This window comes from Mycolicibacterium brisbanense (assembly GCF_001570425.1).
GTDB classification, from domain to species: domain Bacteria; phylum Actinomycetota; class Actinomycetes; order Mycobacteriales; family Mycobacteriaceae; genus Mycobacterium; species Mycobacterium brisbanense.
Genome location: NZ_BCSX01000019.1, coordinates 71,444 through 84,911, shown reverse-complemented (window position 1 = coordinate 84,911; position 13,468 = coordinate 71,444). Strand labels below are relative to the sequence as shown.

Sequence of the window (13,468 nt, the reverse complement as noted above, 5' to 3'; positions counted from 1 at the left end):
GATAGTTTCGTTTCTTGGGAGGCGTGGGGATGGGCGATCGAACCGGAGATGCTGGGCCTTCCCGTGGCCGGCGCGGCGTCGATCTGTCCGGATCTTCGGAATACAGCGCCCGGTTGGGTCGGCTCGCGGCGTTCACGGTGGGCCACAAGGCATTGGTGATCGGTGGATGGATCGCGGCCGCGGTGGTGCTGGCGCTGCTGTTCCCGCAGCTGGAGACGGTGGTGCGCCAACAGTCGGTCGATCTGATCCCGCGTGATGTGCCCTCGTTTCAGACCGTGGACCGCATGAGTGAGGCGTTCGGTGAGCAGGGCTCCAAGACGATGCTGTTCGTCGCGATGCAAGACCCGGCCGGTCTGACCCCCGATAATCAGCTGCGCTATCAGGATCTGGTGGGGCGGTTGCGCGCCGATCACGACCATGTCCTGCTGGTCCAGGATCTGCTGGCCGACCCGGTCACCAGAACCCAGGCGGTCAGCGGTGACGGCAAGGCCTGGTATCTGCCGGTCGGGGTGGCCGGCACGCTCGGTGATCCCACCGCGGCCGAATCCGTGCAAGCCGTGCGCGATCTCACCGACACGGCATTCGCCAACACGTCCACCACGGCCTATGTGACAGGGCCACCGGCCACGTTCGCCGATCAGATCGCCTCAGCCGAGCACGACCTGGTGTTCATTTCGATCGCCACCGCCGGGCTGATCGCGCTGATCCTGCTGATCGTGTACCGGTCGGTGTTCACCGCGCTGCTGCCGCTGCTGGTGATCGGGATCAGCCTGGCCGTCGGGCGTGGGGTGCTCTCTGCCCTGGGGGAAATCGGCATGCCGGTCTCGCAGTTCACCGTGGCGTTCATGACCGCGATCCTGCTCGGCGCCGGCACCGACTACACCGTGTTTCTGATCAGCCGCTACCACGAACAACGCCGCGCCCAGGTGCCCGCCGAGCAGGCGGTCATCGCGGCCACCGCCAGCATCGGCCGAGTCATCCTGGCCTCGGCGGGCACCGTGGCCCTGGCCTTTCTGGCCATGGTGTTCGCCACCTTGAGTGTGTTCGCCGGCCTCGGTCCGGCCTGCGCGGTCGCCGTGGCAGTCGGATTCGCCGCCACCGTGACCCTGCTGCCGCCGGTGCTGGCGCTGGCGGCCACCCGCGGCATCGGCGAACCCAAACCCGACCGCACCCGCCGCTACTGGAACAGCGTGGCCGTGGCCGTGGTGCGTCGCCCGGTGCCGCTGCTGGTCATCAGCCTGACCATCCTGGTGGCACTGTCAGCGGCCGCGGCGACCATGACCATCAGCTACGACGACCGCCAAGGACAACCCCCCACCACCGCCAGCAACCAGGGCTATCAGCTGCTGGACCGCCATTTCCCCAAAGACGTCGTCATCACCGAATTCCTCGTCGTGGAAAACCCGACCGACATGCGCACCGGCAAAGGCCTGGCCGACCTCGACGAGATGGCCTCACGCATCGCCCAAATCCCGGCCGTGACACGTGTTTCCGGGATCACCCGACCGGCCGGGCAACGCCTCGACCAAGCCCAACTGTCCTGGCAGAACGGACAAATCGGCGACAAGATGGCCGACTCGGTCGCCCAGGGCAACGACCGGCGCACCGACCTGGACAAGCTCACCCACGGCGCCGACCAACTCGCCGACGGCCTGGCCCAACTCGACACCACCGTGCGCACCGCGCTCACCCCCCTGGGCGGTGTACTCACCCAAGCCGGCGCCGCCGGTGAGAACATGCAGCGCTTCGGCCCGCTGCTGCAACAACTCTCAGCCACCGCACCCGAGGTCGACACCGCCATCCAAGCCGGCCCCGGCATCCGACCCCTGGCCGAACGCGCCCAGACCGCCATCGCCGCCCTCGACCCGCTCGTCACCGCACTCAACACCTCACCGTGGTGTATCACCACCCCGCAATGCACCCAGATCCGCGACCAGGTCAGTATCCTGACCACCCTGCGCGACAACGGATTCTTCACCCAACTCGCCACCCTGGGCGACCAGTACAACCCGGCCACCAACGCCACCGTCACCGGCACCCTCACCGAAGTGCAACACACCGTGGCCACCATGAACAACGCCTTCAAAACCCTCGGCAACCCCGAAAACCTGACCGCCAACATCGGCCGACTCCAACACGGCATCAGCCAACTGGCCTCCGGCGCACGCGCCCTGGCCACCGGCGTGCACACCCTGGCCGACAGCAACATCCAAATGCTGTCCGGGATGAGTCAAATCGCGGCCCAACTGCAAAACTCCGCCCGCGCCACCGCCGGATCCGATGCCGCCACCGGCTTCTACCTGCCCCCCGAAGCCTTCGACAACCGCCAATTCGCCGACGTCGCCAAACACTTCCTCTCACCCGACGGCAAAACCGCCCGCTTCGCCATCGACACCAACACCGACCCCTACAGCGGCGAGGCGATGAACCTGGCCCGCCAGATCACCGACGTCGCCAACACCGCACGCCCCAACACCTCCCTGGACCACGCCACCGTCTCGGTCGCCGGATTCCCCGCCGTCAACTCCGACATCCAACGCCTGCTCTCATCCGACTTCACCCAACTGGCCATCGCCACCCTGGTCATTGTCGGACTCATCCTCATCGCCCTGCTACGCGCCCTGATCGCCCCGCTATATCTGCTGGGCACCGTCGTGCTGAACTACCTGGCCTCACTCGGTATCGGAGTCATCGTCTTCCAATGGATCCTCGGCCACCAAATCGCTTGGCCCGTACCACTACTAGCGTTCATCATCCTCGTCGCCGTCGGCGCCGACTACAACATGCTGCTCGTATCCCGACTCCGCGAAGAATCCACCCACAACATCCGCGTCGGCGTGCTGCGCACCGTAGCCACCACCGGCTCAGTCATCACCTCCGCCGGCCTCATCTTCGCAGCCAGCATGTTCGGCCTGATGATCGGATCGGTAGCCATCATGATCCAAACCGGACTCATCATCGGCTGCGGACTACTGCTGGACACCTTCCTCGTACGCACCCTCACCGTCCCAGCCATCGCCACCCTGCTCCGCCAAGCCAGCTGGTGGCCACAACGCCCCACCACACCCACAACACACCCCACACCAACACCACAACCAGCCACCGCCACAACCTGACAGCGCTAAGAAATTTCAACCACAGTCACACGCGGCATTCCCGATTCACACCGATCCGCCAAAACCCGCCCCGCAGAGCGCAGATCATCGAGTACAGCACTACAGATAAGCATGTCGCCCACGGTCGCAAACACCATCCCGATCACCGTCAGCGACAGTCGAGGACACCCGCAACCGACCTACAGATAACACGGCAGCTGCAACCTGGCTGCGCAGCGCGGGCGCACCAAGACCGCCGAGCGCACCGAGGGCCTCCAGCCGGGCCGGTACCTCGGCAGGGCTGTTGGCATGCACAGTGCCGGCGCCACCGTCGTGACCGGTATTGAGCGCACCCAGCAGATCCACCACCTCCGCGCCGCGCACCTCGCCCACGACGATGCGGTCGGGTCGCATCCGCAGGGCCTGCCTCACCAGATCGCGGACCGTGATCTCGCCGATCCCTTCGACATTGGCGCCGCGGGCCACGAGCTTGACCAGATGCGGATGTGGCGGGGCGAGTTCGGCGGCGTCCTCCACACAGACGATCCGTTCGCTCGGGGGTACCGCACCGAGCAGAGCCGCGAGCAGCGTCGTCTTGCCGCACCCGGTTCCGCCGGAGATCAGGAACGCCAGGCGGGCATCGATGATCGCTCGCAGCAACTCGGCCGCATCGGATGCAATGGCGCCGGAGGCGGTGAGCGACGCCAGATCCTGAGTGGCAGGCCGCAAGACCCGCAGGGACAGGCACGTGCCGCCGACCGCCACCGGCGGCAGCACCGCGTGTAGCCGTACCGTGGCCGCGCCAGGTCCGGCGAGCTGGCCGTCGACCCACGGCTGCGCCTCGTCGAGGCGGCGCCCGGCCAGCAGCGCGAGTCGCTGCGCCAGCCGGCGCACCGCGGCCTCGTCGGCGAACCGGACCGTGGTGCGGCGCAGGCCGTTGCCGTCATCCACCCACACCGCGTCCGGCGCGGTGACGAGCACGTCGGTGGTGCCGTCGACCGACAGCAGTGGCTCGAGCAGCCCTGCGCCGGTCAGTTCGGTCTGCAGCACCCGCAGGCTGCTCAGCACCTCGGTATCGCCCAGCAGCCCACCGGATTCGGCCCGGATGGCCGCGGCGACCACCCCCGGCGTCAGCGGGGTTGCTTCGGTCGCCAACCGCTCACGTACCCGCTCGATCAGCGATGCGGTCATGCCGCCGCCCCCGCGGGATGCGATGCCAGCACGGTGAGCACCCGCCGGGCCGCACCGGACAGCGGTGCACGCCGGCGCATCCGCAAGCCACCGCGCTCGAGAAGTTCGGTGATGCCAGGTTCTGGCCGCATGGCAGCCAACAGCGGCAGGTCGACGATGCGCGCCACCTCGGCCGACCGTAACCCACCCGGGGCGGGACCACGCACCACCACACCGGCATTCGGGTTGCAGGCCAGCAGCCATGGGCGGGCCGCAGCCGCTGCGGCGCAGGACCGCACGTCGGCGGGCGTCACGAGAACGACGAGATCGGCGGCATCCAGCGCGGCCTCAACAGCGGCCGTGCAGCGTCGCGGTACATCGCACACCACCGTCGCGCCGCCGCGACAACCGGCGTCGATGACCGCACCGAGCGGACCCGCGTCGATGTCGACACCCGTTCTGCCGCTGGACAACACACTGACCTGATGGCGGCGTGGCAAGGCGTCGCGCAGCGCCGGGAAGGCCAGCCTGCCGCTCTGCAGTGCCAAGTCGGGCCAGCGCAGGCCCGGCACGTCCTCGGTGCCCATCACCAGATCGATGCCGCCGCTCCACGGATCGGCGTCGACCAAAAGCGCCGGCCCGCCGTCGGCGGCAGTCTGTGCCAATGCTGCGGCGAACACGGAAGCCCCGGCGCCACCGCGGGATCCGACGACCGCCAGGACCGGGCCGCTGCTGCCGTCGTCGGCTACCGCGGCAGCCGACAGCACGGACACCAGTTCGGCATCTTGTGCAGGCAGGGTCAACACCTGTTGGGCGCCAACCGAGATCGCAGCCTGCCAGTCCGCGGACGCAGGAGCAGCCGCGCTCACGAGCGTCACTCGGTCGCGCCGCGGCAGTGCCCGTCGGGCGCAGCGGGCCGCCGCGTCGGCGTCGAGAAGCACTGCCGCAGCGGCCGTCCACGCCTTGCGGCTGGACGGTTCGCCGACGTGAACGAGCGACACCCCTGCAGCCGCGGCAACGCGATCGGCATCGTCGCGCAGCACCGGATCACCGATCATGGCGAGCACCGAGTGCGTCGAATTGGTCATGGCCCCAAGCCTGTGGCCGTCGAGGCGGAGGCGCCAGCGCCGAATCGCAGAATGTGGATGAACGACGGGTTGGGGATAACTCACCGGGGGCGGCACTGCGGCGAATTTCTCCCCGGAAAAAGAGACGACCCCCGCCAGGGGGGGAGGAGGCGGAGGTCGTCGTGTATCAGCCCCGGGGGGTCGGGCTGATGCACCTCGGCATAAGCCGAGTAATGCTCACTATACACACGGATCTGCCCAAAGACGCAAGAGATGCGGCTGCGAGTTAACAAGACGCCGCGTGTGAGACAGATCGTGTCGACATGTGCCGTGAACTGCCGGTTTGTCGGCACCGCGGGAGCACATCGGACACCGGCCTCTATGCTGGCGCATGTGAGTGCATCCGATCCGGTTGCCGGGGAGCCGATCGCACCGCAAGCCGGGCAGACCAACGGTCGCCCGGTGCGCACAGCGGCTTTCTTCGACCTCGACAAGACGGTGATCGCCAAGTCCAGCACGCTCGCCTTCAGCAAACCTTTCTTCGATCAGGGGCTGCTGAACCGACGCGCTGTTCTCAAGTCGACATACGCGCAGTTCCTCTTCCTGATGTCGGGCGCCGACCACGACCAAATGGACCGTATGCGTTCGTACGTCACCAACATGTGTACGGGCTGGGACGTCGAACAGGTCAAGTCGATCGTCAGGGAGACGCTGCACGACATCGTCGACCCGCTGGTGTTCGCCGAAGCCGCCGAACTGATCGCCGACCACAAGCTCTGCGGCCGCGACATCGTGGTGGTCTCGGCCTCGGGCGAGGAGATCGTCGCGCCGATCGCGCGGGCGTTGGGCGCGACCCATGCCATGGCCACCCGGATGGTCGTCGAGGACGGCCGCTACACCGGCGAGATCGCGTTCTACTGCTACGGCGAGGGCAAGGTCGAGGCCATCCGGGCGTTGGCCGCGCGCGAGGGCTACGCGCTCGACCACTGCTACGCGTATTCCGATTCGGTGACCGACATCCCGATGCTCGAGTCGGTCGGCCATCCCACCGCGGTCAATCCGGACCGGGCGTTGCGCAAGGAGGCCGTTGCGCGCGACTGGCCGGTGCTGACATTCACCAAACCGGTGTCGTTGCGCGACCGGCTCCCCGCCGCCCCGTCGGGGGCCGCCGTCGCCACCACCGCGGCGGTGGGTGTGAGTGCGCTGGCGGCAGGCGCGCTGACGTATTCCCTGTTGCGCCGCTTCACTTTCTGAGCTACCGGGTGTAGTAGCTGAGGCGCTGTCGTAACGATCGGGAAACTCGCTCAATTTGGGCCTTGATGTGACTGTGGTCACGTAGTACAAAGGAACCACGGAAGCTTGGAGAAGCCAAGATATAGCCAGAAGAGAAGGCTAAATCTCCCGAACCAGGCTCCCTAGCACGGGTCCCGGCACCCACGCGGAGCACATGCCGCGGAATAGGCAAAAGTGTTGCGGGCCTGCGTGATTGCGAGAAGCGGACGGACACGACGGCCCTTTGGGTGGGGTTGCATCCGAAGCGCATCGCAAGGACGCCGAGGCCACCCACGCAACCCACATTGCACGCTTGGTAACCGGAATCCGTGCTAGCGGGCGGCGAGCCGAACACAGTTCGGAACGCCGCCCGCTTTGCGTTTGCTGGACAGCCCGCCGAAAGACCCTCAGCCTGCAGCAGACTGGGCGATCTGCAAAGCTTCCCGCGCGCCGGCGTGCAGCGCTTCGGAACTCAGCAGCAGCCACGCCGTCAGCCCGTCGCGAGTGCCCGCCGCGAATCCCCGTGCGGCAGCCCGGTAATCGCCCGACTTCTTCATCCAGTGCACCTCGGGCACACCGAGGCCATGCGGATCCAGCCCGCTGGCGATCGTCACCAGTCGTGACAGGCCACGGGCCACCACGCCGTCGGCCGTACCGAACGGCTCCAGGGTCAACAGTTCGCCGTGAGCGACAGCGGCGAGAATCGGCGCGGGCACGCGCGATCCTCCGGTCAGGATTTCGGCGAGCAGTTCCAGCCGGCGCCCCACGGCGGGATCCGTGCGCGGCCGGCCCAGGTGTTCGTCGTCGGTGAGATCTGCGGCGGCCAGCGCATGCAACCGGGCCAGTGCCTGCAGCGGTGCCCGCTGCCACACGCCGACCAGCGTCGTCGCCCCACCCTCGAGGGCTTCGGCGACGCGGATCGCGCCTGCGGTCACGGGATCCGGCTCGCCGTCGGGGGGCAGTTGGATGGATCCGCCGTCGAGCACCGCGGAGGCGCGGGCCGCCCGCATCGCGGCCTCGCCCGCGGTCTGCGGCCAGCCACGCAGATTGAAGCGGTGCCGGTGCGCGCGTCCGAGCGCCTCCCTGGCCTCGTCACACGCCGCGGCCACGCCGGGCAGCTCGGCCAGCGGCGCGAGTGGATCAGTATTGGTCGATTGCTCGCGCTGGCTCACGCCCACATACGCTAGCCGACCGCTGGACGCCGGATCTTTGACCGTTCGGCGCACCGGGCGCGCCGCCCAGCCGACGGCGTTGTGAGTCTCCAACGCCCGTGCAACGTTTGGTGACTAGGCTCACAAACATGTCGAACCCGTCAGTGACGCACGCCGAAGTTCCGTCAGCCTATCCCCCACCCGCCGACTTCGCGGCCAGCGCGAACGCGACGGGCGAGTTGTATGCCGCGGCCGAACGAGACCGGCTGGCGTTCTGGGGTGAACAGGCCAACCGGCTCGCCTGGCACACGCCGTTCACCGAGGTACTGGACTGGTCGGAGGCGCCGTTCGCGAAGTGGTTCGTCGGCGGCAAGCTCAACGTCGCCTACAACTGCGTGGACCGCCACGTCGAGGCAGGCAACGGCGACCGCGTCGCAATCCACTGGGTCGGCGAGCCGGTCGACGACGCGCGCGACATCACCTATGCCCAGCTCAGGGATGAGGTGAGCAAGGCCGCCAACACCTTGACCGATCTCGGCCTGGTGGCCGGTGACCGGGTCGCGATCTACATGCCGATGGTGCCCGAGGCCATCATCGCCATGCTGGCGTGCGCCCGCCTGGGCGTCATGCACAGCGTCGTGTTCGCCGGGTTCTCCGCCAGCGCGCTGCGCGCCCGCGTCGAGGACGCGCAGGCCAAGCTGGTCATCACCACCGACGGGCAGTACCGCCGCGGGGAGGCCGCGTCGCTGAAGTCCGCTGTCGACGAGGCAGTCGAGGGCCAACCGTCGGTCAAGAACGTTCTTGTGGTGCGGCGCACCGGAATTGACGTCAACTGGACGCCCGGCCGCGATCTGTGGTGGCACGAGACGGTGGATCAGGCGTCGCCCGAACACACGCCGCAGGCGTTCGACTCCGAGCAGCCGCTGTTCCTGCTCTACACCTCGGGTACCACGGGCAAGCCCAAGGGCATCGTGCACACCTCGGGCGGCTATCTCACGCAGGCCGCCTACACGCACTACAACGTGTTCGACATCAAACCCGAAACCGACGTGTACTGGTGCACGGCCGATATCGGCTGGGTCACCGGGCACACCTACATCACCTACGGCCCACTGGCCAACGGCGTCACGCAGGTGGTCTACGAAGGCACTCCGGCGTCGCCGACCATGCACCGGCATTTCGAGGTCATCGAAAAGTACGGCGTGACGATCTATTACACGGCACCCACGCTGATCCGCACGTTCATGAAGTGGGGCCGCGTACTGCCCGAGGGCCACGACCTGAGCAGCCTGCGGTTGCTGGGCTCGGTCGGTGAGCCGATCAACCCCGAGGCGTGGCGGTGGTACCGCGAATTCATCGGCGGCAACAAGACTCCGATCGTGGACACCTGGTGGCAGACCGAAACCGGCGCCATCATGATCTCCCCGCTGCCCGGCGTGACGGCCGCCAAGCCCGGTTCGGCGATGACCCCGCTACCCGGCATCGCGGCCAAGATTGTCGACGACGAGGGCAACGACCTGGTGCCCGGCGCCGACGAAGCCGAACACGTCACCGGATACCTGGTGCTCGACAAGCCGTGGCCAGCCATGCTGCGCGGCATCTGGGGTGATCCGGAGCGATTCAAGGAGACCTACTGGTCCCGCTTCGCCGAGCAGGGGTGGTATTTCGCCGGCGACGGCGCCCGGTATGACTCGGACGGCAACATCTGGGTGCTCGGCCGCATCGACGACGTCATGAACATCTCGGGCCACCGCATCTCGACCGCTGAGGTCGAGTCGGCGTTGGTCGGCCATTCCGGTGTCGCCGAGGCCGCTGTCGTCGGCGCGTCGGACGAGACCACCGGACAAGCCATCTGCGCCTTCGTCATCCTCAAGGAAAGCGCCCACGGTGGCGCGGAGAACATGATCGACGAATTGCGCGCGCAGGTCTCCCGAGAGATCTCGCCGATCGCCAAACCCCGCGAGATCCACGTGGTGCCCGAGCTGCCGAAGACCCGTAGCGGCAAGATCATGCGCCGACTGCTGCGCGACGTGGCCGAGGGCCGTGAACTCGGCGACACCTCGACACTGGTCGACCCGAGCGTGTTCGAAGCCATCCGGGCCAGCAAGTAAGCCCCTTCTCCTCCACCGGAACTGCATTCCGGGTCGTCAAATCGCGAGATTAACGACCTGGAATGCAGTTCCGCGGAGAAACGCCGCCGCGGCGGCGGATCAGGGGATCGGCACGTACCCCGTACCGGGCCGATTCTTGGCGGTGATGTCGGCGAGCTGCGTGTTGAACGACATGGTCACCGCAGGGGTATGCAGCGGCACGTATTTCACGACGCAGGTCGGCAGATCGTTGGTGTAGGCGCCGTGCAGCATGCCCACCAGCTTGTTGTCGACCGTGACGGGCGCGCCGGAATCGCCCGGCTGACCGCACACCTGGTTGACGATGGTGCCAGGGTCCTGCCCCGGTCCCCACGTCACGCCGCACGAATAGCCAGTGGTGCGGCCCAGTTTGCAGGCGATCTGGCCGAACACCGGGTCCGGGCCGAGACCGTCGATCTGGAAACCGTTGACGTTGTCGGTCGGGGTGACCTTCTGCGGGTCGAACTGGATCACCGCATAGTCCAGCAATTCGTTGCCGGCGACCATGGTGCCCAACTGGCCGGCGCCGGTCGCGTTCTCGGCCGCCACCGTCGCGCCCGGGCCACCGCAGTGCGCCGATGTGAAGCCGATCAGCCGGCCCGCGTTGTCGTGGCCGATGGTGGTGAGGGTGCAGAACGTGTCGCCGTTGACGACGATGCCGGAGCCCCCACCGAGCACGACGGGGTCGGCGTGGGCGACACCAGGTGTCAGCAATGCGGCCAGCGCGAGAATCAGTGTCCCGACAACAAACTTCCAGCGGCGTCTGGTCGCCAAGTGTCCTCCAATCGACGCGCCCGACCCGCGCACCCCAAGGGAATACTCACATCGTACGTGGGCTCAGATGTCGGCCGGGATCGTGATCCGGGCGACCGCATGGCAACATGAACCGCGACCACATCACCGAAACCAGGCATCGGACCCGGGGAGGAAGCTTCTTGTGAGCAACGGCGACCGCAGGACCGGAATTCCGGCAACGGTGACCTCGATTCCGCTGGTAGATCCGCACGCGCCCAAGCCCGACCCGTCCATCGGCGACCTGGTCAAAGATGCGACCGCCCAGGTGTCGACGCTGGTTCGCGCCGAGGTGGCACTGGCAAAGGCCGAGATCACCCGCGACGTCAAGAAGGGCTTGACCGGCAGCATCTTTTTCATCGCCGCGCTGGTCGTGCTGTTCTACTCGACCTTCTTTTTCTTCTTTTTCGTTGCCGAGCTGCTCGACACCTGGCTGTACCGCTGGGCAGCGTTCCTGATCGTGTTCGGCATCATGGTGCTGACCACGGTCGCGCTGGCGCTGTTCGGCTATCTCAAGGTGCGCCGCATCCGCGGACCGCGGCAGACCATCGAGTCGGTGAAAGAAACACGTGAGGCGCTGACGCCCGGGCATGACAAGGCCGCGGCGCTGACGACGGCCGACGCGGCACGGACCAAGACGGCCCCGGCCGACCCGTCGGGCTGGTAATGCCCCCACCCGACCCGTCGATCACCCGGATCGACGGGCCATGGCGGCATCTGCAGGTGCACGCCAACGGCATCCGCTTCCACGTCGTGGAGGGTGGGAACTCGCAGCCCGACGCTCCGCTGGTGATCCTGCTGCACGGCTTCGGCTCGTTCTGGTGGTCCTGGCGTCATCAGCTTCCCGGGTTGCCCGACGCTCGCGTCGTCGCCGTGGACCTGCGTGGCTACGGCGGCAGCGACAAACCCCCGCGCGGCTACGACGGCTGGACCCTGGCCGGCGACACCGCGGGGTTGGTGCGGGCGCTGGGCCACAAGACCGCGACGCTGGTGGGCCACGCCGACGGCGGCCTGGTGTGCTGGGCGACGGCCGTGCTGCATCCGAGGGTGGTGCGGGCCATCGCGCTGGTCAGCTCGCCGCATCCGGTGGCGCTGCGCGCATCGGCGCTGACCCGGCGCGACCAGGGCCGCGCGCTGCTCCCCTCGCTGATGCGCTATCAGCTCCCGATGCTGCCGGAGCGCGCGTTGACCCGGCACGACGGTGCGGAGCTGGAACGCCTGGTGCGCAGCCGGGCCGGCACCAAATGGCAAGCCACCCAAGATTTCTCCGACACCGTCGGACACATGCGGCGCGCCATCCAGATCTCGGGCGCGGCCCATTCGGCGCTGGAGTACCAGCGCTGGGCGGTGCGCAGCCAACTGCGCGGTGAGGGCAGGCGGTTCATGCGGTCGATGAAGCGCCCGGTCAATGTGCCGGTGCTGCACCTGCGCGGCGACGCCGACCCGTACGTGCTGGCCGACCCGGTCTACCGCACCCAACACTTCGCACCGCACGGCCGCTACGTGGCTCTGGCCGGCTCCGGGCACTTCGGCCACGAAGAAGATCCGGACGCGGTCAACGAGCAGCTGCGCAGGTTCCTCACGCACCTGGGCCAGGGCTGATCAGGAGCTGATGCAGGTCCCGGTGGCCACCCGCTGGGTGTTGCCGATCTTGGCCATCTGCTGCTCCACTTCCTTTGCGGTCAGCACGAATCCGGTGTCGGCATCGTCGACGGCCGCGCCGAACACGACGCCGAGCACCTTGCCGGCCCGGTTGATCATCGGCCCGCCCGAATTGCCCTGCCGCACAGTGCCCCGCACCGTGTAGACCTCACGGGTGACGGTGGTGGTGCGGTAGATGTCGGGGCCTTTGAGCTCGATGATCTCGCGGACGCGGGCCGGGGTGGCCAGGAAGTCGCCGCCGCCGGGATACCCCATCACCACCGCATCCGTGCCCTGCGGGGCCGCCTGCTCGGCGAAGGTCAGCGGAGCGGTCGGCAAGTCGGGGACGTCGAGGATGGAGATGTCGGCGTTGGGGTCGTAGGACACGACGCTCGCGTCGTAGGTCTTGCCCTCGGCCTCGACGGTCACGCTGTCGGCACCGGCCACCACGTGGGCGTTGGACATCACCCGGTTGGGCGCCACGACGAATCCACTGCCCTCCAACACCTTCTGGCAGCTCGGTGCGACGCCCTTGATCTTGACGACGCTCGGCCGGGTGGCGGCGACGACGGCGTCGTTGGCCAGGCTCGCATCGGGCGCATCGACGTTGACGATCGGGGTGCGGCCGAACGGCTGCAATACGTCGAACCCCGACGTGTCCAGCAGGCTCGACAGCCGCGTCGGCACCGACTTCAACCACGGCGGCGCGACCTTGTCCACCTCGGTCAGCACCCGCGAATTCTTCACTGCCGCAGCCAGGTTGGGCTGGTCCGATGACGTCAGCGGGGTGGCCAGCAGGTAGGCCGCCACCAGGACGGCGACCAGTTGCAAGGCCACGCCGATGGCCGAATCGAACACCCGCAGGACCGGATTGCGCAACGCGCTGCGAACCGCGCGGCCGAGCACCACGCCTGCGATCTCCCCGACCACGACGAGCGCCAGGATCAGGAACAGCGACGCGAACAGTTTGGTGCGCGGCCCTTCGATGTGGCTGACGATGTGCGGCGCGAGCAGCAGGCCGGCCACGGCGCCGAGCACCACGCCCACAAAGGACAGCAGCGAGCCGAGCGCGCCGGAACGCCAGCCGGAGATGGCGGCGACGAACGCGATGCCGATGATGGCCAGGTCAAGCCAAAGCGAAGGTGTCATCT

The 13,468-nt window shown here is 67.7% G+C and carries 10 protein-coding genes; 5 read left to right on the top strand and 5 right to left on the bottom strand.

Annotation, left to right across the window (positions count from 1 at the left end; translation table 11 throughout):
- Window positions 1–29 precede the first annotated feature (29 nt).
- The gene (locus RMCB_RS08365) at window positions 30–3,116 is read left to right on the top strand and encodes an MMPL/RND family transporter (protein ID WP_003882619.1); all 3,087 of its coding nucleotides are present in this window, start codon (window positions 30–32) and stop codon (window positions 3,114–3,116) included.
- 99 nt (window positions 3,117–3,215) lie between these two features.
- On the opposite strand, the gene RMCB_RS08360 is transcribed toward RMCB_RS08365, so the two are convergent.
- Window positions 3,216–4,286: a TadA family conjugal transfer-associated ATPase gene (locus RMCB_RS08360; protein ID WP_029369293.1), complete on the bottom strand. Its 1,071-nt coding sequence runs from the start codon at window positions 4,284–4,286 to the stop codon at window positions 3,216–3,218.
- Window positions 4,283–5,353: a septum site-determining protein Ssd gene (gene ssd / locus RMCB_RS08355; RefSeq protein WP_062828416.1), complete on the bottom strand. Its 1,071-nt coding sequence runs from the start codon at window positions 5,351–5,353 to the stop codon at window positions 4,283–4,285. Before ssd ends, RMCB_RS08360 begins: the two co-directional genes overlap by 4 nt.
- A 360-nt stretch (window positions 5,354–5,713) precedes the next feature.
- Here ssd and RMCB_RS08345 point away from each other — a divergent pair, with 360 nt between their 5' ends.
- Window positions 5,714–6,586 carry an HAD-IB family hydrolase gene (locus RMCB_RS08345; protein WP_036423743.1) on the top strand — a complete coding sequence of 291 codons (873 nt, stop codon included), beginning with the start codon at window positions 5,714–5,716 and terminating at the stop codon, window positions 6,584–6,586.
- A gap of 425 nt (window positions 6,587–7,011) precedes the next feature.
- Here the strand turns inward: RMCB_RS08345 and RMCB_RS08335 are convergent, their stop codons facing one another.
- A complete protein-coding gene (locus tag RMCB_RS08335; protein WP_062828415.1) occupies window positions 7,012–7,776 on the bottom strand; it encodes a Fic family protein in 765 nt (254 codons plus the stop codon).
- Between the two features lie 128 nt (window positions 7,777–7,904).
- Between RMCB_RS08335 and acs the strand changes: the two genes are divergently transcribed.
- A complete protein-coding gene (gene acs / locus RMCB_RS08330; protein WP_062828414.1) occupies window positions 7,905–9,866 on the top strand; it encodes an acetate--CoA ligase in 1,962 nt (653 codons plus the stop codon).
- Between the two features lie 99 nt (window positions 9,867–9,965).
- Here acs and RMCB_RS08325 read toward each other — a convergent pair whose 3' ends face one another.
- Window positions 9,966–10,658 carry a S1 family peptidase gene (locus RMCB_RS08325; RefSeq protein ID WP_109784208.1) on the bottom strand — a complete coding sequence of 231 codons (693 nt, stop codon included), beginning with the start codon at window positions 10,656–10,658 and terminating at the stop codon, window positions 9,966–9,968.
- Between the two features lie 163 nt (window positions 10,659–10,821).
- On the opposite strand from RMCB_RS08325, the gene RMCB_RS08320 reads away from it, so the two are divergent.
- Together RMCB_RS08320 and RMCB_RS08315 are read left to right on the top strand one after the other, a co-directional pair.
- Window positions 10,822–11,343 carry a phage holin family protein gene (locus tag RMCB_RS08320; protein ID WP_062828413.1) on the top strand — a complete coding sequence of 174 codons (522 nt, stop codon included), beginning with the start codon at window positions 10,822–10,824 and terminating at the stop codon, window positions 11,341–11,343.
- Window positions 11,343–12,278 carry an alpha/beta fold hydrolase gene (locus RMCB_RS08315; RefSeq protein WP_062828412.1) on the top strand — a complete coding sequence of 312 codons (936 nt, stop codon included), beginning with the start codon at window positions 11,343–11,345 and terminating at the stop codon, window positions 12,276–12,278. Before RMCB_RS08320 ends, RMCB_RS08315 begins: the two co-directional genes overlap by 1 nt.
- Here RMCB_RS08315 and marP read toward each other — a convergent pair whose 3' ends face one another.
- Window positions 12,279–13,466, bottom strand: a complete 1,188-nt coding sequence (gene marP, locus RMCB_RS08310) for an acid resistance serine protease MarP (RefSeq protein WP_062828411.1) — start codon at window positions 13,464–13,466, stop codon at window positions 12,279–12,281.
- Between the last annotated feature and the right edge of the window lie 2 nt (window positions 13,467–13,468).

Coding starts and splice junctions, on each gene's coding strand:
- RMCB_RS08365 (WP_003882619.1), top strand. CDS start 30: ATGGGCGATCGAACCGGAGATGCTGGGCCTTCCCGTGGCCGGCGCGGC.
- RMCB_RS08360 (WP_029369293.1), bottom strand. CDS start 4,286: ATGACCGCATCGCTGATCGAGCGGGTACGTGAGCGGTTGGCGACCGAA.
- ssd (WP_062828416.1), bottom strand. CDS start 5,353: ATGACCAATTCGACGCACTCGGTGCTCGCCATGATCGGTGATCCGGTG.
- RMCB_RS08345 (WP_036423743.1), top strand. CDS start 5,714: ATGCTGGCGCATGTGAGTGCATCCGATCCGGTTGCCGGGGAGCCGATC.
- acs (WP_062828414.1), top strand. CDS start 7,905: ATGTCGAACCCGTCAGTGACGCACGCCGAAGTTCCGTCAGCCTATCCC.
- RMCB_RS08315 (WP_062828412.1), top strand. CDS start 11,343: ATGCCCCCACCCGACCCGTCGATCACCCGGATCGACGGGCCATGGCGG.
- marP (WP_062828411.1), bottom strand. CDS start 13,466: ATGACACCTTCGCTTTGGCTTGACCTGGCCATCATCGGCATCGCGTTC.